We start from the raw sequence: 21,676 nt of genomic DNA, 5'->3' as shown, positions 1-21,676 counted from the left end.
GGTACAAGAATCTCCGTATTCTCCGCTGGTGCGGGGCAGAACCCCGTAGCCGCAAAGGTAAGCCTGCGGTTACTGACCGTCTGAGTGCTCCATAGAGTCTAGTAAACAGAAAAAGCCCCCGGCTCTCCCCAACGGTAGGGGAAGGCAGGGGCTTTTATCGGGTCCGTAGGGCTACTTTGTAGTCACCCGAATAACTGTGGACTCAGGCGTTGCTGCGCCAGGCAAGCCCTCAACATCGGCGAACTTATTCGTATTCGTGATCAGTACCGGGGTAATGAGCGGATAGCCCGCCTCTTTAATGACAGCTGGGTCAAAGGTCAGCAGCTCTTGGCCAGCCTTCACGGAATCGCCCTTAGCAACTTTCACCTCAAAGCCTTTACCGTCAAGCTGAACGGTATCCAGGCCCACATGAACGAGCATCTCAACACCGTTCTCGAACTTCAGGCCCACGGCGTGGCCCGACGGCAGAGTGGCGCTTACCTTTGCATCAGCCGGAGCCACCACGGCGGTACCGGTCGGCTCAATGGCCACACCCTTACCCAGCTTACCTGAGGCAAATACCGGGTCAGGCACCTCTTCCAGCGCCACAGCCTTACCCTCCAGGGGAGCAGTCAGCTCATACACAGTGCCGGACTCAACCGCAGGCTTTGCCGGGGCTGCCTTTGCAGCTGCTGCTGCGGTGCCAGTCTTTTTCGCGGTGTCTGCCTCATCGGCACCAGCGGCCTTAGGCCCACCCTCAGACCCGGTCTCGGCAGCGGCCTGCCCGTCTTTCTTTGAGCGCGACTCATACCCAAACAGCAGCACACCGGTCATTGCACCAAAGAACGCAATTGACAAGCCCAGAGCATACAGAGCGGAAGGCTGCATTGCGGGAATCGACAGGAGCGAGGTGAAGGCGAAAGCGTGCGACTTGACTCCCAGCAGTGAGATGGTGGCACCACCAGCCACAGCCGGTACCAGAATGAGGGGAATAACTCGCTTGTAGCGCAGAACCACACCGTAGAGAGAAGGCTCGGAAATACCACCGAGCAGGCCGGACATAGAAGCACCCACCGCAGTCTGGCGAAGCTCCTTATTCCGTGAAGCCCGAATAGCAACACCGGTCACCGCGCCGAAGACGGCGAAGTTGTAAGCACCCATGGGGGATTGGATAAAGTCGGTGCCCAGGGTCTGCAGGTTGTTAATCATCACGGCGTTCAGCGGCCAGTGCAGGCCCAGTGGCACCATGAACAGGTACAGACCCGCGATCAGCGCACCCACGGCTCCCGGAGCTACATCGTTAACATTCTTCAGGAAGTCAGAGATACCCATAGCCACGCCAATACCGATGGGGCCCACCACGAAGGCGGTTACGGGCACCAGAATAATAACGGACAGCATGGGGACGAAGACCATCTGCAGCATATTCGGGATGATCTTCTTCAGCAGACGCTCCAACGGTGCCAAGAGAGCAACCGCCAGCAGGGGCGGGAACACCTGGCCGGTGTAATCGTAGGCGTACAGCGGCAGGTGCAGACCCATAATGGATACGTCAAGCATCTTAGTAGCCGGGTCAGCAAGTTTGGTGAGGCTCTGGAAGGTGCTGGTCATCAGCGCCGCCGGAATAGCCGCACCAACCCACATATTTGCGCCCAAACGCTTTGCGGCGGTTGCGCCAAGCATAATGGGCATGAAGTTCAGCACCGACAGCGCGGCAGCCTTGAGGATGTACCAGAAAGCGAACTGCTTCATCCATTCGGCTTCGAGCGCCTTACCGGCGGTTTCATCGGAAAGTCGCGGACCGTTCACAATATCGATGTTCACGCTCTGGCCGGTCAGGTCAGTGTATTGACCGAAGAAACCGAACTGCTGCAGGAACACGATCAGGGTCAGAATCATGGAGGTGCCCAACAGCGCCCACAGCAGGGGACGGAAGGAATCGGAGAGCACATCGAAGATATTGGTGAGCCAGCCAGCCTTTTTACCGCCGGATGATTTAGCCTTGGAGTCATCATCCTCACCCAAGTTCTTCATACCCGGTAAGGTCAGCATCTCGTTATAGACCGCCTCAACGCGGTCACCAAGTACCACCTGAGTCTGACCAGACTGCTCAATAATCGACAGCACCCCGGGCAGGTTCTCAATCTTGGTGCGGTCCACCTTCTCATTCGAAGATGGGGTAACACGCAAACGTGTTGCGCAGTGCGTAAAATGGGCGATATTCTCGGGGCCGCCTAGGCCCTGAAGAATCTTCTCGCCAAGCTCGTGGTTCTTCACGGTTCATCCCTTGGATAATTAGCGATATTGTCTGTGCGGGCTGTTGCCAAAAGACGCAACCTGGAAAACAAAAAAGACCCGAGTCAGCTCCTTCACCGTGCGCAACACCCGTATAAGGGTGCCCGAATACACGGGTGCCACCAACGTAAAATACGCCCCGTGGCGGAGTAACTCAGGTCTTGCCTGCCAAACCAGTAACAACCCTGTGCTAAAGGCTGTTCAAAACAACCTTAAGTTTTATCAGTACTGTAATCGGTTTTGCCTCAGAAAGCAAGAAGAACCAAAAACTACACACAGACCCACAGGCGCGGCAAAACCCAGACACGCCGTGCATCCGTGCACCCGCTAAGATGCACAAACACACGGCGTGCTCACCAAAGCCCCAGTTGCTACTTCTGCGGGAAGAACCGCAGAGGCGCCACCTCAAGGTCTGGGTAATGACGCTTCTGCCAGCGGCGCGAGCGGTGCGCATTCACCTCAATCAGCACCGCCCCTAAAACACCAGCACCCACCGACAGCCACAACAATAGCGCCGACGGAGCCTCAAACTGGTGGTACCGCACCAAAACCGGAACCAATAACGCCGCAAAGAATACGGCAAGCAGCGCCCCAAACAGCAGGATACGTGCCTTGTTAAACGGCCTAGACACTGCCGCAAGGTTCCACAATCCCATAATCACCAGGGTGATAAAAGAAGCAGTCTGCACCTGCCGCATATCGGTTCCCGGGAACACCAGAAGCGCCGCCAAATTCACGGTCAGAAGCATCGCCACCACAATAATGGAGTTCGGAACCGTATAGTTCAGCACACGGTGCAAAAACCCTGGAACATAGCGGCGGGAGTTCGGCAGCAGTGCCAGCGCGAAAGAGGATGCCCCAACAATCAGGAAATCCGCGGTCGAGTATTGGCGGGGCAGGAACGGGAAGATCAGCCCCATCAGACCAAAGGTCACGCCCAGCAGGATCGCAAAGCCCGTCTTGGTCAGGAACAGGTTCGCCACCATCTCAATATTCGCAATCACCTGGCGGCCTTGCTCCAAGGCGGCGGGAAGTGAAGAGAACTTGCCGTCCAGAAGCACCAGGCGCGAGACGGCTTTCGTTGCGGGTGCCGCGTTACCCATCGCAATACCAAGGTTGGCGTGTTTGAGGGCAAGCGCATCGTTAATACCGTCGCCGGTCATCGCCACCACGTGCCCCTTCTCCTTGAGGGAGATCACCATGTTCTTCTTCTGCTCAGGCGAAACACGGCCAAAGATATTGTATTTCTCCGCCGCCTCAGCAAGCTCCGGGCCGTCTTCCGGCAGGGTAGAGGCATCAATCGCGCCCGCAGAAATATCCATGCCGGCGGTCTTCGCAGCTGCCTGCACGGTGTACGGGTTGTCACCGGAGAACACCTTGAGGGTTACGCCCTGGCGATTGAAATAGTCCACGATTTCAGGGGCATCAGCGCGCACATTCTCACGGAAAATCACGAACAGCACAGGCGTATGATCGGTCGGTATGCGCTGCACCGGGTTGCCGTCATCGTTACGCACCACTGCGGAGGCATGCGCCAAAACCATAGTGCGCAGCCCCAAAGATGCCAGCTCAGCGGCGCGCTCACGCTCAATAGTGCCCTGATCCAAAAGCGCCTCGGGGGCGCCCAGCAGCCACGCCCCTGATGAGGCGAACTCAACCGCGCTAAAACGCAGCGCCGAAGAAAACGGAACCACTCCGCTGGTCTTCTCAGCAGGCGCATCCGCAAAACCGCCGGTGAGCGCTTTTGCTGTAGGGTTCGCGTTCTCGTCGGCACCGAACCATGCCAGCGCCTCATCCCAGCCCTTCGGCAAGGACGCACGCCACTGGTCGCCCTCCGGTGCCTCGGTCTGGGCCGGGGTGCTCAACGGGCGCACCGAATCGAAAATCACACCGCCCTCAGTCAGGGTCCCAGTCTTATCGAAGCACACCGTATCCACGCGGGCGAGCACCTCAACAGCAGGCTGCTCCTGCACCAAAATATTGTGTTTACGTCCCAGCGCCACCGCCGCCGCCGCGAACGCCAAGGTTGTCATGAGCGCCAACCCCTGCGGAATCATTGACGCCACCGAAGAGACCACCGCGATAGCGACGTTCTCCCATAGCCCATCACGGTTCACAACCTCAAGGCCACCTGCGGCACGCACCTGGCCCCACAGTACGATCGGGATAATGACGGCAAGGCCGAAAGTAATCCACCGCACCACGCGGTCGAGCGCATCACGCAGCTCAGACTGGATACGGGAGAACTGGCGCGCCTCATCAGAGATTTTGCTCGCCCGCGACTGAGCCCCCACAGCCTGCAGCAGCACGCGGCCGGTACCGGCCAACACACTGGATGCCGAGAGCACCATATCGCCAGGACGTTTAGCAATCGGGTCATTCTCGCCGGTGAGCAGAGACTCATCCAGCTCCATCGACTCAGAGGTCAGCACCACCGCATCTGCAGGCACCTGGTCTCCACGTTTGAGCACCACCACGTCGCCCTCAACCAAGGTCTCCATAGGGACCTCGGACAGCTTGCCGTCACGCACCACAGACACCGGGGCACGATCCAGCAGAGAAATCCGGTCAAGCTCAAGTTTTGCCTTGTACTCCTGCACAAAGCCAATAATGACGTTCGCTACCACCGCGAATAAGAACAGCAAATCTGCCCAACGCTGGTACAGAATCACGACCAGCCCGCACAGCCCCAGCACCAGGTTAAACACCGTAAACAGGTGCGCCCGCATAATACTCCACAGGGTGCGGGAAGACTTATTGTTTTGTGTGTTTACCTTCCCTGCTGCGACGGCACGTTCAACCTCGGCCGTGCTCAGCCCACAGGATGCAAGCTCCGCAGAGCCATTATGGGCATCCGCCGAGTACTCGGGAACAAAACCTGCGGTCGCAGAATCCGCTGTTGATGTACTCTGCGGCTTGGAACTCATGAACCAGTACTCTCCTTCAAAGGCCACGGGCCTCTACCGACCCGCTCTCAGGCGGCAAAGCTTATTTTTCAGTCTATCGGTTCAATGGGCATAAAAGGTAATCCCACTCCCTGTGTGTTTCCTGAAAACACGCGGGAAGTGGAGTATATTCCTTATGCAGAATAGATAATGTGGGGGTGGGCTCCTGCTACCTAAGCGGCAGAATCAACAAACGCCCCGTCACAGGATGCTTCAAAACCTCAATCGGATATCCATAAACCTCACTCAACCGCTGCGCCGTACACACCTGCTCAGGGGAACCAACACACACCACCCGACCCTGCCGCAAAAGCACAATACGGTCAGAATATGCAGCGGCAACATCCAAATCATGCAGCACCGTCAACACCCCGGCCCCTTCCGACGCCAGGTCACGAGCACTTTTGAGAGTCTGCTCCTGATGCCTAATATCCAGTGCTGCCGTCGGCTCATCCAGAAGCAGCAGGGGAGTCTGCTGCGTAAACACGCGCGCCAGATGCGCCCGCCCGCTCTCACCGCCAGAAAGAGTCGTAATATCCCGCTCAGCGAACTGGGCCACCTCTGTGCGGATCATCATCCGCTCAATAACAGCTTCGTCCTCATCAATGCGGATGGTGCCGCGCCACGGAGTGCGGCCCATCGCCACCACCTCACGCACCGTATACGAAAACGCCACCTGAGTCTTCTGCAGCAGCACAGCTCGGCGACGCGCCAGATCCCGTGGAGAATACGAACTCGTCAAGGCGCCATCAAGCTGCACCACCCCAGAATCCTGTTTCACATCCCCAGCAATTACCGACAACAAGGTAGACTTACCCGCACCGTTCGGGCCAATTAGTGAGACCACCTCGTTCGCGTGCACCTCAAATGAAATATCCTCAAGGATGCGCCGAGACCCCACCGAGTACGAAATGTTTTCGACCCGCAGCATCACACACCGCCCTTACGCATCGACCGGCGGAGCAAGAAAAAGAACGTAGGCCCACCCACCAGTGCCGTGAAAATACCGATCGGCATATCGGAGAACGGGATAAGCGTGCGCGCCACCAAATCAGAGAGAGACACCAGCAGCGCCCCGCCCAGTGCAGAAGCCGGCAGCAGCACCCTATTCGACGGCCCCAACAGCAGCCGCAGCAGGTGCGGAATAATCAGGCCCACAAACGCAATAATGCCCGAATGCGCCACCGCCGCACCCGTCAAAAGAGCTGTTGCCGCGATAGCCAGCATTCTCAGACGCTCAACATTCACCCCCGAATGCTGTGCTGCGCGCTCGCCCAGCGCCAAAAGGTCAAGTTTCCCGGAGATCATGAAACAGGCCAGTAGCGCCGCAACCACAACAAACCACATATTCGATAATGATGTCCAGCTGGCCCGGTTCAGCGACCCCATCTGCCAGAACACGATCTCGTCACGGCTGGTGCTGTCAGCAACATAAACACAGAACGCGATAGCCGCATTCGCAACCGCTGTTACCGCAATACCGGTCAGGATCATTGACACCACCTGCGAGCGTCCACCCGAGCGGGAGAGAACATACACCAATACTGTGGCGGTTAGCGCCCCAATGAAGGCGAAGGTCGGTACCGCAAACGTGTCCCTCAACTGGGGGCCCAGCACAATAGCCAGGCAGGCACCCACAGCTGCACCTGAAGAAATACCAACCACTCCCGGCTCAGCCAGCGGGTTGCCAAACACCGCCTGCATAACAGCTCCCGAGCAGCCCAATGCAGCGCCCACGAACAGGGCTAAAAGCACGCGCGGGAAACGCACATTCCACAGGGTGCTGTCAGCGATCGCCCACTCCTGCTGTGGCGGGATGAAACCCCATTTGCGGGCGAACGAGGCAAGCACCTGGTCGGTGGGAATATTATATTGGCCCAGCCCGGCTGACACTATGGTGACAGTCACGAGGGTCACAACCAGTACCGAAAGCGTCACAACCGCGCGGGTACGTCGGGGGTTTGTGTATTTTGGGGCCCCAGCACCCACGGGTTTCTGCACCTTGGTGAGGTCCACTCCGTCGACTGGCTGATGCCGGGCTGTTTCTGAGGTAACCGCTAAGTCCTCTGCTACGTGTTCCACTACTGTCCTTCTGGGGCGTAGATGGCTTTCGCCAGCGATAGCAGGACTGCTGGGGTGTTCGGACCAAACGAGAGGATCTGACCGTCATCCATATCTACAATGCGCCGGTTCTTACCTGCGGTGGTCTGCTCCACTCCCGGGCGGGACACCAGCCCGTCCACGCCGCCAGTGGATTTAAGGCCGCGGCTCATGACCAGAATAAGGTCTGGGTTCAGTTTTACCAGTGCCTCGGCGTTGGCCATTGTCATCTCTTTAATCCCGTTCTCGGCGGCGACGCCTCGACCGCCTACGGCAGTGATCAGCTCATCTGCGCCGTAGCCGTCTCCAAGCACGAAGAACACTCCCGAGTTACCGCGCACATACAGAAAAGCCATCGACAGGCGCTGATCTCCCTGCGGCGCGACTTCCTTCAAAGTGGTGGTTGCGTAGTCAAGGTCTTTTTGGATGCGTTCAGCCACCGTATTCCCCGCCTCCTGCACGCCGAGGGCCTGCGCCACCAGCTTGAGCTGGGGAATAATGAGGTTCATTTTACGATTCGTGTCGGTCAGTACCACCGTAATACCGGAGCTTTCCAGTTTCTGCGCCGCATCACGTGAAGAAGCTGACGAGTCGAGGAACACCACGTCTGGTTTGGCGGAGAGAATAGCCTCAACGTTGAGATCGTGCCCGTTCTGAGTCATCACCGGAAGCTTCGAGAGCGACTGCTCCGTGTTAGAGACTGTACGCCCCACCAGTCGTCCGCCCAAGCCGAGAGCTATCACATCCTGTGCCAGAGTCCCGTACGTATCGAGGGCCAGGATGCGTTCCGCTGACTTAACAGTCACCTCTTTACCGGTGTAGTCCTTAAAAGTTACCGGCAGCTGCGGGGTGGGGGTGTCCACCATTGCCTGCACCTCGGGGGTGTTCTTTGCGCTTGAGGGGCCGGTCACTTCTTTCGGGTGAGCGGCCTTGCCGTCTTTAAGTTGTTGGGCTAGTTCAGCGAGGACAGCGCTGCTTTGTTCCTCACTAACTATCGTCTGTGATGAGGCGGCATTATTCGGGTTCTGGGTACCGATGCCGCACGCGGATAGGGTGAAAAGCAACGCCGCCATCATGAGGGCAGCAATTTTCTTTGAGAAACAGCTGGGGGCTTTGATGCCGCTCACTAGTGAATGGATAAACATACGAGTTCACTCTCAAAAATATTGCGAATAGTGTGAATAATGATGCGAAATAAGTTGAGGGGTGCGGCGGGCTTCTTCACCTTCACCGCACCCCAAGCAGTGCACGCTACGCCCTAGTTATCGGATGTCTGAGCACGTGAACGACGCACATAGAACAGCGCACCCACCCCGGTGAGCAACGCTGAGACGCCACCGGCAACACTGCTCTGCACGCCGCTAGCACCCGTATGAGCCAGAGGCTTCTTATCGCACCCTTCACCCTCATACACGGTTTCGGTGATGGTCTTCTCGGTCGGCTGTGCTGCAGCGGGTGTGCTCGACTCGCCGCTCTTTGAGAGCGAAGCGTTGAAGCTCAGCGGGGACATGTCCTGCCCAGCGGAGTAGAAACCGGCGAATGATTTAGCCCCCGCCTCGGTCAGTTTGGTTGATGCACCCTTGACGGAGACCGACCCGTTAGAGGTCTGCAAACCGCTCAGGTCAACATCCAGTAAGGCAACTTCCCCGTAGCTGTTGGATTTGCCTTCCATATTGTTGCTGGTCAGGGTCGCGTACAGGACGCCCTTAGAGCCGTTAATGTCAAGGCGCGGGTTGGCGATTGTGCTGTCGAGTACGCCATGGTGGCCGGTGAAATGGATCGAACCAGTAAACGATACTGAGCCCTTACCGTTTTTCACCGTTCCGGAGCCGCTTGACCAGTTGAACGTATTATGAGCAAAAGTGGTTCCGCTCAAATCCCAGTTACCGTTGGCGATACCGCCGCGTACATAGGAGCGGAACGAATCTTTCACACCCCAGCCCAGTTCAGCCGTGACGACCTTACCGTCTGAGGCGGATGCCACGTCTTTTGCTGCGGTCGTTGGGGCGACCGCAACCTTACGGGTTCGGGTGACGGGCACGCATACCGGCTGGGCCGGGTTGGTGGAGACGGTTGTGCCCGAGCCTGAGCCGCCGCTGCTTAGGGTACTACTGGAAGAAGCGTCGCCACTATTTGAGGAGTCGGAGGAAGATACCCCCGAACCGCCACTGGCTGTGCTATCGCTATTATCACCAGCACCGGGTAGCTGCGGGGTGTTGCCGCCGCCCTGATTAGCTTTGGCGATGTCAGGCTGACTTACGTTAAGATCCGTCAGCTGCTCCCCAAGCTTCACCGACAGGTTCAACGGTGCCATGGCGCGCTTATCAGCGTCGCTGTACTGGCCCGCAAAGAGAGCATTCGAACCGGCAACAGTCACGGTTACGGCCGCGTTCGAGAGCTTAAAAACGTTGTTCTCGTAGGAGGCGCCGCTCAGATCCACCTCGGCCATTATGAGGTCTTTGAACGTATTGTGTTCGCCCTTAAGGTTTAGTGCCTCGGCATCCACCACCAAATAGCCCTTGCCGTTGACAGCGACAAGACGGGTGTTACTGAATGTGCTGTCGAGCTGCCCGTGGTGCCCGGTGATATGCACCTCGCCAGCGAACGAGATCTGGCCGGTTTGGGTGGCCGGGTCGAAGGCCCCGGATGCCTTGGTCCAGTTCAGCCCGCCAGCATTGGTTTTCTCCATACCGCTGACCTGGATGCTGCCGCGTGCGAGAGTTGACAGGTAACGCAGGAAGGAATCACGGATACCCCACTGCATGGAGCCGGACTCAACCACATGCCCTTTGGCGGTGTTCGTGCTGTTATTGGGCAGGGCCGGGGCTGCGGGTGCTGTGGGCGTTGGGGCTGCGGGTTTCTCTTCGGCCTTGGGGGCATCGGCAGCCGGTTGCTGGTCGGTTTTTGGCGCTTCCGGCTGAACGGTGTTCGTCTTAGGAGCCGGTGCCGGTGTGGTGGGCTTCTCGCTGGGTGATGGCTGGGCGGGAGTCTCTGTGGATCCCCGAGCGATACGCCCACTGAACGAGATAGCGTCTAGTTTCTGCCCTGCATCATAGAAGCCAGCAAAAACAGGGGTAGCCTCTTCGGCGAGGATTACTTTGGTTTTGTCGCTGGCGGCAAGAGAAATGTTATTGCCGTCGTGTTTGAGGTCTGAAGCGTCGAAAGTGCCCAGTTTAATATTCTGGTATGACTTCAGCGGCTGCGGTGTTGTGCCTTCGTAGGGGCGGGACTGAACATTGGCGCGCACCTCACCCTTGCCGTCTTTGCTGATAATGATGCTGAAGTCGGTGATGATGGTTTCCAGCACGCCGTGGTGCCCGGTGTAGTGGATTTTGCTTCCGGTGTAGACGATCTCATAGCCGTCGTCGGTGACTCTGCTCTTGGAGGCGTCAAACTCGCCGAAAGTGTATTCACCCTTGGGGTTAGTGCCGACTCTGGCTAGCTTTTGGGTGCCTTGTGCGACTCCTCTCAGCAAGTAGTCGCGGAAGGAATCTCTGAGCCCCCATGTTGTTTCTGCTTGAGTGAAAGAATCTGCGGTGTTGTGCACCTGCGTTTGAGAGGCTACGGATGTGGTTGTGGTATCTGCGAATGCGACGGGTGTGGAGGCGATACTGCCAAGGCCGACGGCGGCACTGGCTAAGAACGCCCAGGAGCGCTTGGCGCTGAGTGAGACAGACATGTGACTACTCTCTTTTCGAAAGGGTGATGTGATGTTCGCTTCCAGTCTAGACCTATTAGAGAAGATTTGTGTAACGTAATAGGCGTCTAAGGCGGCATGCGAGCTCTCTAAGGGTTACCTTAGCAGAAATTTTGGTAGGGGTATTGCCAAAACCAAGTTTTAGTGACAATATGTCATTAGCGAAACTTGATGACACGGTGTCAGTAAAAAATTTGGCGCCGCAAACCCTCAAACTCAACTAAGGAACCCGCTATGACTACTACCTGCGCACCTGAAACAACTAACGAACGTTTCTCTGCCCGCCTCAAAGCGGGCACCAAAAATGTGCACGACAATGCCGAGCACTCCACCTTCATGGAAGACCTCATGGGAGGTAAACTCGATACCGCCGCCTACCTGCGCCTGATCAACCAGTACACCTACATTTACGAGGCTCTGGAAGCGATCTCCGCAAACCTGCGTGAGGCAGGCAACCCCATCACCGACCCCTTCACCATTGAAGGGCTCGACCGCGCCGCGAGCATCCGCAACGACATCCGTGCACTAGGGCAGCAGGATATTGACGCGCCGCTGCCGGCAACTATCGAATATGTGGAACGAATTAACGCCACCGCCAACGTTCCTGAACGCTTCCTAGCGCACCACTACCTGCGCTACTTGGGGGACCTATCGGGTGGTCAGGCAATCGCTGCACTGGTGGCGCGCCACTACGGCATTCCCGCCGAGGCGCTGAGCATGTACCGGTTCACTGAACTGCCCAAGCCCAAAATTTTCAAAGATGGTTACCGGGAACTGCTCGATAACGCGCCCCTGACCGAAGAGCAGCGGCAGGCCCTCATTGACGAAACCGTCGAAGGCTTCCGCATTAATGCATCACTCTTTGCGCAGCTGGGCCGCCTGTCCTAGCGGCAGCTAATAAAACAGCCTCCGCTGAGCTCGTAAAATACCCGCCCTTCACGGGGCAGTTCGGGCTCGTGCGGCACCGCCGGTAGTGCGCTAGTTCGCGGGCGCACCACCGGCGTATTTCATACCTGCAGTGCTCCATCTTCTGCTCCACACCATTGCCTAGCCCACCGGCGGATAGGTTATTAAAAACACGTCAGAATTACGGTTCCCCGCCGAAATATGACATAAAGACATGCTGCACATTGAAGGCTTGAGAACCGTCCAAAAGATGGGGTGTCGTGGTGTATAAAGTCAGCGCGGCTATAGCAGGGACCTGCGCCGGTTCTTCAAAACTTTGAGAAGCTCCTTCATGCGGTGTGAATCGAATGGCAACTCTTCACGTGCTTGTTCGGCTAGGTGTTCGGTGCCTGTAAGAACTTCTTCAAGCACATGCTCGGCAACCCTGGATGACACACCTATGTTATGTGCAAATGTCAGAAACCTACGCCGCGATAAACCATCTTTTTTCCCGCTTAGAAGAAGCGCCATGCTTTTGTCCCCGTACGGGGCGGTTGAAGGGATATCGTAGATGGGGGATAGCTCATACTGCCCTTTACGATTCTCCACAATTGACAGGTTTTTGGCATGCAGATCGCCGTTTCCGGTAAGCCACGCATAGACAAACTGGCGGAAAACCTCGGGAGCTGCAATGCGGGGTGAAAACACCTGGGTCAGTAGGGCTTCAGAACATTGTTCTGCGGTTAAAAGGTACTTGTCGGAGGGGTAACGATTACTGAGTTGACATGCGTCTTCGGCTGCAAGACGATGCGCTATACCATGCTCATCAATATAACGGTCAAAACGGCGTATTAGAATTCCTGAGCGGCCCGTTGCATCATGTACAAGACGGTGAGAGACGACTTGAGGAGAAGCGTGAATGCGGCTCGCTGCTTTTAGAAAGAAAGACTCATTTTCAACTACTTGAGGGTATTCTGGAGGAGAAATTTTAAGAAGGTAGAAATCCTCACTGCTACGTAGTGGAAGAGTAAGCATCTTTCCAGAGACCTTGTCTTGAACTCCCGGTATGGCCGCAGGGTCAATCATACTATGCCGGTTTATTAGCTCTGAAAATGTTATGGTCTGAAAGTCCTCACTTTGAATGAGTTCGCCTGCATCAGGAATGACTAGCTGAGCAGGCTGGGTGTTGGGAGAAACTATCTGTACATCTCCCACGGTGTCCTCCCCGACAGCAATGAGCATCCCAAGCTCATCATCTGCTGAAGTTTTGAGGTGTTTCCGAAGGCCTGTTAGACGACGTCCTTCGGGTAAAAGCCCGGTAAAAAATGGTGGTAGCGCCCCACCTTCCCTGCGGTACGAGTCTGTGGAGAGCGGCAGGGTGGGGGATAGGGGCTTGCTGTTAGTTTCCAGGTACGTACTCGCATAGGTGTAAGCTGTGGCTCCATCGTCGGTTCGAGAAAAGTGCCCGGCGAGAATCCCTTTCTTGTAAACATCTGCGAGGATTTCAGGCATTAGCGCTCCCTCAAGATGAGATCGATACCGAGGGTATCAAGTACGGTGCTTACTTTACTGAAGGCAACGGATTCGCGACCCTTTTCGAGGTCTCGGATAGTACGCTCTGAGACTCCCGCAAGAAGTGCCAAATACTCTTGAGTAAGTTTGAGCTCACGCCGGTGCGCCCTTACCACTTGGGCAAGTGTTCCAGTGAGTTCTCGTGCCACTACCTCTCCTTATCTAATCCCGGTCAAGTAAACCGGTGAAATACTGCCGATTTATTAGTATAGCGAATGAAAAGCTGGATTTTTTGAGTAAATCGGTAAAATATTGCCGATTTCAAGGTATGGGGTGACTGGCAGGGAAGATAAAGCAGACTTTCGGCAATATTCTGCCGTTTTTGCAGGGGTGTTGGGGAAAGTCTTTCTCCGGCACAGACTAAAGAAGCCCCTTGAGGCTCAATGCAACGGTGCAGCCCGCCGCTTTGAGCCCCAAGGGGCATGTTGCAGGTGCTCTAGCCCTGCGCCACCTCACCAAAGTGAGCTGCCATGGTGCCTTCGTGAGCGGCACGCAGCTCATCAAGGTTGATGGAAACCTCGTTTTGGAAGTCCAGCGCGTTCGAGAGCGCATCCACTACGCCGATGCGCGCGAACGGGAATTGCCGGGCGGTGCACATATCCTTGAAACGTACCTCCTCAGAGCGCGGGACGGAAACCACCACGCGGCCTAAGGACTCCGAGAACAGCAGGGTGAACAAATCGAGCCCGTCGCGTTCGGCAACTTCGCCCAGCCCGATGCGCGCCCCAGTGTTGAAACGCAGGCATGCTTCCGCGAGTGCTGCGGCAAGGCCACCGGCGGCAACGTCGTGTGCCGCATCGATCATGCCGTCACGCGACATGTTCACGAGCATATCGCCAAGCTGACGTTCAACCGCCAGATCAACCTTCGGGGGCAGACCACCCAAGTGGCCCTTGAAACGTGCCCATTCTGAGCCGTCCAGCTCATCACGCGTGGTACCCAGCAGGTAGATGGCCTGACCGTCGTGTTCCGGGGCCCAACCCGAGGGGGTGCGCCGGGTAACGTCGTCCATTACGCCCATCATCGCGACCACGGGGGTCGGATTAATGGCCTTACCGCCGGTCTGGTTGTACAGCGAAACATTGCCGCCGGTGACCGGAACACCCAGCTCCATGCAGCCGTCGGCAAGACCGCGCACGGCTTCGGCAAACTGCCACATGACGTCTGGATCTTCGGGGGAACCGAAGTTCAAGCAGTCCGAAACCGCGACCGGGCGGGCACCCACGGTTGCCACATTACGGTAGGCCTCCGCCAGGGATGCGCGCGCGCCCTCATACGGGTCAAGGTAGGTAAAACGTGGTGATGCGTCAGTCGCCAGCGCGACCCCCAAATTGGTGTGCTCATCCACACGCACCACACCTGAATCATCCGGCATAGAGAGGGCTGTGTTGCCCTGCACGTAGCGGTCGTATTGATTGGTGATCCAGGACTTGGAGCACATATTCGGGGACGCCATGAACGCCTTGATAGCCTCGCCCAGCTGTTCGCCGCGCGGGCGTGCATCGTCGGCAGCGGAGCCGGTGAAATGATCTGCCTGGAGTGCATCCTGACCAGCCGGGCGCGCATAGGGACGCTCATAGGTGGGACCGTCGTGCGCCACGGTACGCGGGTCTACATCAACGATCACCTGGCCGTCCCATTCAATGATCAGACGGCCGGTATCGGTCACCTCTCCCAAGAAGGAGTACTCCACGCCCCACTTCTTCATAATCGCCTCAAAACGCTCGACGTTCTCGGGCGAAACGACCGCCATCATGCGTTCCTGCGATTCCGACATCAGAATTTCGCCGGGGGTTAAGGTGGGGTCTCGCAAGAGTACTTTGGTAAGGTCTACATGCATGCCGCCCTCGCCGTTGGAGGCGAGCTCGCTGGTTGCACAGGAGATACCGGCAGCGCCGAGATCCTGAATGCCTTCGACCACGGAACCCTTGAAGAGTTCCAGGCAGCATTCGATCAGAACCTTCTCGGCGAAGGGATCGCCTACCTGCACGGCGGGTCGCTTGGAGGGCTTGGTATCGTCAAAGGACTCTGAAGCCAGTACGGATGCGCCGCCAATACCGTCGCCGCCGGTGCGTGCCCCGAAGAGCACTACCTGATTGCCCACGCCGGATGCGTTTGCCAGGCGAATATCTTCGTGGCGCATAATACCGACCGCCAGGGCATTGACGAGGGGGTTTGCCTGGTAGCAGGCGTCAAATTCGGTTTCGCCGCCAATATTGGGCAGACCCAGAGAGTTGCCGTAGCCGCCGATGCCCGCAACCACACCGCCGACCACGCGGGCGGTATCCGGGTGGTCGATAGCGCCAAAACGTAGCGGGTCCATAACCGCGATCGGGCGTGCACCCATCGAAATAATGTCACGCACAATACCGCCTACGCCGGTTGCCGCACCCTGATAAGGCTCAACATAGGAGGGATGGTTGTGTGACTCGATCTTGAAGGTTACCGCCCACCCATCGCCGATATCGGTTACGCCAGCGTTCTCGCCGATGCCGACCATCAGGTCTTTTTTCATCTCATCGGTAACCTTGGCGCCGAATTGCTTCAGGTGCACTTTCGAGGATTTGTAGGAGCAATGCTCGGACCACATGACCGAGTACATGGCCAGCTCGGCCGCGGTCGGGCGGCGGCCCAGAATCTTCTTAATGTCTTCGAACTCGTTTTCCTTTAACCCCAGCTCTGCCCAGGGGAGTTCGGTATCGGGGGTTTCCGCCGCATGCTCGACGGTATCGAGGTTAAACTGCTTCTCGCTCATCGCTTGTGTCTATCCTTGTCGTCGTGCGTCTAGCGGGCGTTAATCAGGTTGGAAAGAACGGAGGTGAAGACGCCCAAGCCGTCGGCACCGCCTCGTAGTGAAACATCACCGAATCCGGAGGATGAGGGACCAAAACCGGGCTCAACCGCGTGTTCTGGGTGGGGCATCAGACCGATGACGTTTCCGCGTTCGTTGCTGATACCGGCAATATCGTGGCGTGAACCGTTCGGGTTGAAACCCACGTATCGGAACACGACGCGATTCTCGGCTTCGAGCGCCTCTAAAGTTTTGGCGTCCGCCACGTATTGACCGTCCTGGTTCTTGAGCGGAACCACAATCTCTTGCCCGGGTTCGTAAGATCCGGTCCACGAGGTGGCGTTATTTTCGATGCGCAGGGTTTGGTCACGGCAAATGAACTTGCGGTGATCGTTCTTAATCATGGAACCGGGGAGCAGATGCGACTCGGTAAGAATCTGAAAACCATTGCAGATACCCAGCACCGGCAGGGGAGCGGACCCCGATGTCCCCGCCGCGTTTGCTGCTGCGATGACCGAATGCATGACGGGTGCTTTCGCGGCGATAGCGCCCGCACGCAGATAATCGCCATAGGAGAAACCGCCGGGAATGATGACGGCATCAACGTTTTTGAGATCTTCGTCGTCATGCCAAAGTTCGACGACGGTTCCGCCCGCTAACCGTACTGCACGCGCCGCATCACGGTCATCAAGGGTGCCGGGGAAAGTAATAACGCCGATGCGCGCATCAGCAAACTCGGGGTTGGGTGCCGAGACGCTGAAGTCGCCAACAAGGGGAACTTCGTGTGCTGCGAGTGATTCTGCCATGCTCTTAGTCCTCCAGAACCGAGACATTCACAACGTCTTCGATGACGGGATTTGAGAGCAGCTCTTCTGCCGCTTGGCGTGCCTGCGCAAGATGCTCTTCGGTAGCTTCGCCTTCGACGGTCAGCTCAAAACGTTTGCCTTGGCGAACGTCAGTGAAGGAATTTAGACCGATACGGGGCAGCTCGTGAGCGATAGCTTTACCCTGCGGGTCAAGAATTTCGGGCTTGAGCATAACATCAACAACAATACGGGCCATGTGTGGGCACTCCTTGGGTGCGTGAGTTTTGGTTGAGCCGTCTTTAATGGTACCGCAAGCCTTGAAGTGCCGCCGTGAAAAAGCGCGCAGACATAACTCTATTTCACGGGCTGGTACGGCACGAGAACACCGGCAAAACTGCTTTCACAACAATGCCTGGCAGGCACCGCCAACAGACGGGGCCGGGATGCAGCTAGATGTAAACGTGTAATTACAAGAATGTGTTTATGGTGGTCAGCAGACGTCGCCGCAGCGCCACTGAACGTTCCGACAGCTCGCGTTGATGCTGCACATACTCGGCTTTACCCTCGGGGGTCTCTACCTTAATAGGCTCATAGCCCCAATCGAGAAGGTCGTACGGTGCGGCGCGCATATCGAGTTCGCGCGCATCCCAGGCAAGCTCAAAACAGTCCATCACGAGCGCCGAATCGATGAGCGGGATCAGCTTGTATGCCCACTTATAAATATCCATGTTGGCGTGCAGGCAGGCGGGCTGCTCCATGGTGCGCTGTGTTTCACGGGTGGGCTGCAGCTCGTTCATGGGTGCCGCCTGAGGCATGAAAAACCGGAACGCATCGAAATGCGAGCAGCGGATGCGGTGCGACTCAACCACCCGGTCGGTGCCTTCAGCACCCAAACGCAAATCCAGGTAGTCGTGACGAATATTGTTCTGAACCGATTTATACGCCATCGCCCATTCGTGCATACCAAAGCACCCGAAGAATGCCTTCTTATCGGCTGTGTTGCCCAAGATTTCGCGGGTGAACGTGAGGGCGGTACCGCGTTTGTCCACGAATTGGGGTACGTCCACGAGAACCGCGTCACCGCGTTCGGCATGGGTGTGTGCATCGTCGGGGGAGAGCCCGGCTAAGACGAGCTCGTCTTCGGTTGCCGCACGGTAGAACTTCCAGCTGACACGTTCGGCGGCATCCAGCAGAATGACACCCGCCCCAGGATGCCAGCGTTTGAACTGACCAGGCTTGAGCGTGTAGTACGTAAACAGAAAATCCTCAACCGGATGCGCCTGCCCCTGCTCGCGCCGACGCACAAACGGGTCAGCAAAACGACCCGCCCGGCGCTCATGCTCCTTCGCATAAGTACGCCACTGCGGGCCATTAAGAACCTTCAATACCTCAGCCATCCTTCTAGATTAAACTATCCGCTAAATACGCTACAGACAATACAAAATTACTGGCTATAAAAGGCAACGCTTACCAAGTGTCGTGTATGGGGGTGTACTGCATCCAGAGGAATTTCGACTGAGAGTCTTCGGATGCCTGAGAGAACCTCGGAATAGGATAAAAATAGAGATGCTAAGAAAAACTTGAAGTTTTTCTTAGCATCTCTATAGATCGGTAGAACCCAGGTTAGCGCCCGGTCCCGCCGTAGACGGTGGCTTCTCCTTCGGTGTCTAGCGCGAAGGCGGTGTGCACGGCACGCACCGCATCATCAAGCTTCGACAGCTCAGTAATCACCGAAATGCGGATCTCGGAGGTGGAGATCATCTCGACGTTCACACCCGCGTTGCTGAGCGCCTCAAAGAACGTGAACGAAACACCCGGGTTGGTTTTCATGCCCGCACCCACGAGTGAAAGCTTGCCAACGGCCTCGTTGTAGATGACCTCTTCAAAACCAATCTCTGCCTGCGCCTTCTCAAGCGCCTGCAGGGCCAGCGGCCCGTGCGCCTGGTCCAAGGTGAACGAAATATCGGTCACGTTCGGGCGGTCCGTAGAAACGTTCTGCACAATCATGTCGATATTGATCTTCGCCTCGTTAATCAGGCCAAACACGCGCGCCGCCGAACCGGGCACATCCGGTACGCCAACAACGGTAATCTTGGCCTGCCCGCGGTCGTGGGCGACACCAGAAATCAAGGGCTGTTCCAAGGGGATCTCCTTCAGATGGGTGGGGGTGAGCTCCGCCGAGTTCTCCGGGATAACAATAGTTCCTTCAAGTTCAGAGAACGACGAACGTACATGCAGTTTCAGGTTAAACCGTCGCGCATACTCCACACTGCGCAGGTGCAGAATCTTCGCCCCGTTAGCAGCCATCTCCAGCATTTCTTCGCTAGTGACGGTGTTTAGTTTATGCGCTGTAGGGACAATACGCGGGTCGGCAGTGAACACGCCGTCCACATCCGAGTAAATTTCGCACACATCGGCGTTTAGTGCGGCCGCCAAGGCGACAGCGGTCGTATCCGAACCGCCGCGGCCTAAAGTGGTAATATCCCTGCTTTGACGGTTCATGCCCTGGAACCCTGCGACAATCGCAATGTTCCCGGCCTCAAGCGACTCGCGGATGCGGTCCGGCTTCACCTCAACCAGCCGCGCCGCACCGTGCACGCCGTCGGTGATCATGCCAGCCTGTGAGCCTGTGAACGATTTCGCCTGAACACCAATATCGTTGATTGCCATCGCCAGCGCCGCCATTGAGATGCGTTCCCCGGCGGTCAGGAGCATATCGAGCTCGCGTGAGGGGGTGACTGCGCTGGTTACTTCTGCGGCGAGGTCAAGCAGCTCATCGGTGGTGTCGCCCATTGCGGATACGACCACAACCACATCGTGCCCTGCCTTGCGGGTGTTCGCCACGCGGCGCGCCACACGCTTAATGCTTTCGGCGTCAGCAACGGAGGAACCGCCAAACTTCTGGACGATCAGGCTCATTAAAACTCCCCGGGTGAGGTATGCAGTGTAAACGGTAAACGCCGGGGTGGTCCCGGCTCCTAATCCATAGTAGACGCGTGCGGGACGCCATGTGAATTATGTGGGTATGTGTATTAGAACATGAAATATGACGCAGTGTTACAGGCTGCTGGGGTCCATAAACACTCCTGTGCCTGCCGTCACCTTTAAAAAAGTTTATACCGCAGCAGTGAACGCACCGTACGCCCCACCACTGGTAGTGGTTGTGTATGTGGTGGCTGTGCTCGCCATGTTCTGCGCGTGGGTAGTAATGCCTAATATTTGGGGTCTGCTGGTGGGGCAGGCGGTGCACGGGGTGATGTACGCGCACATGATGGTTGCCATTGTCACAGCTGAGGGCGCTAAGAATAAGTCTGCTGAGCTGAGCAGCCACCTGGGGGTCGGGCAGCTTCTCGTGGTGGCGATGTTCCTGATCTGTGCTGTGGCCGGGGTCCGGCGGATCCGCGCGGTTACGGGGGAGAAAGCCTCGGCATAAACACTTGCGTGCGCTGCTCATTCATAGAGACTCTTACTTTCACGGGGTGTCTTCACTGCAGCTTATGGGGCTGAGAGCAGGCTACTCCCACGGGTTAACATATTTGGTGCCCGGCAGAGGCGGCACCTGAGGGGTGGGGGTGCGCAGTGGCTCCTCCTGGATTTTGCGGATACGCTCCTCATAGTCCGCTGAGCGGTATGCGTCGGCACGTGTTGTTTCGACAGGAATTTCGGAGGTGCCACCCTCTGGTTTGGGGGCATGATTCTCGGCGGAGTCTTGCAGCACCTGCTCTATGAGAGCCTCATTAACGGTGGCCTGCTCGCCGTGCGATGGAGGGGCAGCCGACAGAGAATTATTGTTTTCTCCCTGCTGTTCGTCAGCATCTTCAGGGTTTGAGGGGCCCGCCCCGTCCTGAGTATCGTCAAGGTCGTCGAACATGCTCCCGCTCCAGCGTTTACGCGGCGCCTTCGGCTCAGCAGCCGCACGTTCACGCTCCGCCTGCTCTTCTTCAACCACCTGCTCAAAATCTTCAGCAGCATTCGCTTGGGCGATACCCGCGCCCTCACTGATTACGCGGCGCCCCTCAAGCGCGCGCCCGAGCGTAATCTCGTCCGCATATTCCAGGTCACCGCCAACGGGCAGACCGGAAGCAAGACGTGAGAGGCGAATACCCAGCGGAACCAGCATCCGTGAAAGGTAGGTTGCGGTCGCTTCTCCCTCAAGGTTGGGGTCCATCGCCAGAATAATCTCTTGAACACGCTCATCCGCCAGGCGCGAGACCAGCTCACGAATACGCAGCTGCTCGGGGCCAAGCCCCGCCAGCGGGTTAATAGCCCCGCCCAGCACATGGTAGCGCCCGGTGAAGGAACGGGTGCGCTCAATTGCCACCACATCCTTGGACTCCTCAACCACGCAAATCACGGCTGGGTCACGCCGATCATCGCGGCAGATAACGCACTGTTTCGTCTCCGAAACGTTGCCGCATGTTTCGCAAAAGCTCACGCTCGATTTGACTGTTGAAATCGCCGTGGTCAGGCGCGCCATGTCTGAGGCGTCAGAGTTGAGAATATAGAAGGCGATGCGCTGCGCCGACTTGGGGCCCACCCCCGGCAGGCGACCCAGTTCATCGATGAGGTTTTGGACTGCGCCCTCGTACATGATTCTCCTCTTATG

General features: G+C 57.1%; 16 protein-coding genes. 2 read left to right on the top strand and 14 right to left on the bottom strand.

Annotation, left to right across the window (positions count from 1 at the left end):
- Positions 1-171 precede the first annotated feature (171 nt).
- The 6 genes from D8M41_RS07305 to D8M41_RS07280 all read right to left on the bottom strand — a co-directional run bounded on the left by D8M41_RS07305 (position 172) and on the right by D8M41_RS07280 (position 10,998).
- On the bottom strand, positions 172-2,256 hold the full coding sequence (locus tag D8M41_RS07305) for a glucose PTS transporter subunit IIA (protein ID WP_126926698.1): 2,085 nt from the start codon (positions 2,254-2,256) through the stop codon (positions 172-174).
- A gap of 389 nt (positions 2,257-2,645) precedes the next feature.
- Complete coding sequence (locus tag D8M41_RS07300; RefSeq protein ID WP_126926697.1) at positions 2,646-5,201, bottom strand: HAD-IC family P-type ATPase; 2,556 nt, start codon at positions 5,199-5,201, stop codon at positions 2,646-2,648.
- A 187-nt stretch (positions 5,202-5,388) separates the two neighbouring features.
- A complete protein-coding gene (locus tag D8M41_RS07295) occupies positions 5,389-6,150 on the bottom strand; it encodes a heme ABC transporter ATP-binding protein (RefSeq protein WP_126926751.1) in 762 nt (253 codons plus the stop codon).
- Positions 6,150-7,301, bottom strand: coding sequence for a FecCD family ABC transporter permease (locus D8M41_RS07290; RefSeq protein WP_238693493.1), 1,152 nt, complete (start codon positions 7,299-7,301; stop codon positions 6,150-6,152). Before D8M41_RS07290 ends, D8M41_RS07295 begins: the two co-directional genes overlap by 1 nt.
- Positions 7,301-8,464, bottom strand: coding sequence for a heme/hemin ABC transporter substrate-binding protein (locus D8M41_RS07285; RefSeq protein WP_126926696.1), 1,164 nt, complete (start codon positions 8,462-8,464; stop codon positions 7,301-7,303). Before D8M41_RS07285 ends, D8M41_RS07290 begins: the two co-directional genes overlap by 1 nt.
- Before the next feature lie 113 nt (positions 8,465-8,577).
- Positions 8,578-10,998, bottom strand: a complete 2,421-nt coding sequence (locus D8M41_RS07280; RefSeq protein WP_126926695.1) for an HtaA domain-containing protein — start codon at positions 10,996-10,998, stop codon at positions 8,578-8,580.
- Between the two features lie 252 nt (positions 10,999-11,250).
- Between D8M41_RS07280 and D8M41_RS07275 the strand changes: the two genes are divergently transcribed.
- A complete protein-coding gene (locus D8M41_RS07275) occupies positions 11,251-11,904 on the top strand; it encodes a biliverdin-producing heme oxygenase (RefSeq protein WP_023133632.1) in 654 nt (217 codons plus the stop codon).
- A gap of 300 nt (positions 11,905-12,204) precedes the next feature.
- Here D8M41_RS07275 and D8M41_RS07270 read toward each other — a convergent pair whose 3' ends face one another.
- From D8M41_RS07270 to D8M41_RS07240, 7 genes are all read right to left on the bottom strand, one after another.
- A complete protein-coding gene (locus D8M41_RS07270; RefSeq protein WP_126926694.1) occupies positions 12,205-13,413 on the bottom strand; it encodes a type II toxin-antitoxin system HipA family toxin in 1,209 nt (402 codons plus the stop codon).
- On the bottom strand, positions 13,413-13,622 hold the full coding sequence (locus tag D8M41_RS07265; RefSeq protein WP_126499555.1) for a type II toxin-antitoxin system Y4mF family antitoxin: 210 nt from the start codon (positions 13,620-13,622) through the stop codon (positions 13,413-13,415). Before D8M41_RS07265 ends, D8M41_RS07270 begins: the two co-directional genes overlap by 1 nt.
- 287 nt (positions 13,623-13,909) lie before the next feature.
- Positions 13,910-16,228, bottom strand: coding sequence for a phosphoribosylformylglycinamidine synthase subunit PurL (gene purL, locus D8M41_RS07260; protein WP_094758650.1), 2,319 nt, complete (start codon positions 16,226-16,228; stop codon positions 13,910-13,912).
- 29 nt (positions 16,229-16,257) lie between these two features.
- Complete coding sequence (gene purQ, locus D8M41_RS07255; RefSeq protein ID WP_126926693.1) at positions 16,258-17,070, bottom strand: phosphoribosylformylglycinamidine synthase subunit PurQ; 813 nt, start codon at positions 17,068-17,070, stop codon at positions 16,258-16,260.
- A gap of 4 nt (positions 17,071-17,074) precedes the next feature.
- The gene (gene purS, locus D8M41_RS07250; protein ID WP_004006543.1) at positions 17,075-17,326 is read right to left on the bottom strand and encodes a phosphoribosylformylglycinamidine synthase subunit PurS; all 252 of its coding nucleotides are present in this window, start codon (positions 17,324-17,326) and stop codon (positions 17,075-17,077) included.
- A 211-nt stretch (positions 17,327-17,537) separates the two neighbouring features.
- Positions 17,538-18,467: a 3-methyladenine DNA glycosylase gene (locus D8M41_RS07245; protein WP_126926692.1), complete on the bottom strand. Its 930-nt coding sequence runs from the start codon at positions 18,465-18,467 to the stop codon at positions 17,538-17,540.
- Between the two features lie 226 nt (positions 18,468-18,693).
- Complete coding sequence (locus D8M41_RS07240; protein ID WP_006888570.1) at positions 18,694-19,989, bottom strand: aspartate kinase; 1,296 nt, start codon at positions 19,987-19,989, stop codon at positions 18,694-18,696.
- Between the two features lie 127 nt (positions 19,990-20,116).
- Between D8M41_RS07240 and D8M41_RS07235 the strand changes: the two genes are divergently transcribed.
- Complete coding sequence (locus D8M41_RS07235; RefSeq protein WP_126926691.1) at positions 20,117-20,503, top strand: hypothetical protein; 387 nt, start codon at positions 20,117-20,119, stop codon at positions 20,501-20,503.
- Positions 20,504-20,584: 81 nt separating this feature from the next.
- On the opposite strand, the gene recR is transcribed toward D8M41_RS07235, so the two are convergent.
- Positions 20,585-21,661 (bottom strand): recombination mediator RecR, encoded by a 1,077-nt coding sequence (gene recR, locus D8M41_RS07230; protein WP_037235935.1) that lies wholly within the window; start codon positions 21,659-21,661, stop codon positions 20,585-20,587.
- Positions 21,662-21,676: the final 15 nt, after the last annotated feature.

Source organism: Rothia sp. HSID18069 (genome assembly GCF_003989155.1).
GTDB classification, from domain to species: domain Bacteria; phylum Actinomycetota; class Actinomycetes; order Actinomycetales; family Micrococcaceae; genus Rothia; species Rothia aeria.
This window is presented reverse-complemented; position numbering and strand designations above follow the sequence as displayed.

Bases quoted from the DNA above. Each gene is read 5' to 3' on its own strand.
- D8M41_RS07300 (WP_126926697.1), bottom strand. From the start codon at position 5,201: ATGAGTTCCAAGCCGCAGAGTACATCAACAGCGGATTCTGCGACCGCA.
- D8M41_RS07295 (WP_126926751.1), bottom strand. From the start codon at position 6,150: ATGCTGCGGGTCGAAAACATTTCGTACTCGGTGGGGTCTCGGCGCATC.
- D8M41_RS07285 (WP_126926696.1), bottom strand. From the start codon at position 8,464: ATGTTTATCCATTCACTAGTGAGCGGCATCAAAGCCCCCAGCTGTTTC.
- D8M41_RS07280 (WP_126926695.1), bottom strand. From the start codon at position 10,998: ATGTCTGTCTCACTCAGCGCCAAGCGCTCCTGGGCGTTCTTAGCCAGT.
- D8M41_RS07275 (WP_023133632.1), top strand. From the start codon at position 11,251: ATGACTACTACCTGCGCACCTGAAACAACTAACGAACGTTTCTCTGCC.
- D8M41_RS07270 (WP_126926694.1), bottom strand. From the start codon at position 13,413: ATGCCTGAAATCCTCGCAGATGTTTACAAGAAAGGGATTCTCGCCGGG.
- purL (WP_094758650.1), bottom strand. From the start codon at position 16,228: ATGAGCGAGAAGCAGTTTAACCTCGATACCGTCGAGCATGCGGCGGAA.
- purQ (WP_126926693.1), bottom strand. From the start codon at position 17,070: ATGGCAGAATCACTCGCAGCACACGAAGTTCCCCTTGTTGGCGACTTC.
- purS (WP_004006543.1), bottom strand. From the start codon at position 17,326: ATGGCCCGTATTGTTGTTGATGTTATGCTCAAGCCCGAAATTCTTGAC.
- D8M41_RS07245 (WP_126926692.1), bottom strand. From the start codon at position 18,467: ATGGCTGAGGTATTGAAGGTTCTTAATGGCCCGCAGTGGCGTACTTAT.
- D8M41_RS07240 (WP_006888570.1), bottom strand. From the start codon at position 19,989: ATGAGCCTGATCGTCCAGAAGTTTGGCGGTTCCTCCGTTGCTGACGCC.
- D8M41_RS07235 (WP_126926691.1), top strand. From the start codon at position 20,117: ATGACGCAGTGTTACAGGCTGCTGGGGTCCATAAACACTCCTGTGCCT.
- recR (WP_037235935.1), bottom strand. From the start codon at position 21,661: ATGTACGAGGGCGCAGTCCAAAACCTCATCGATGAACTGGGTCGCCTG.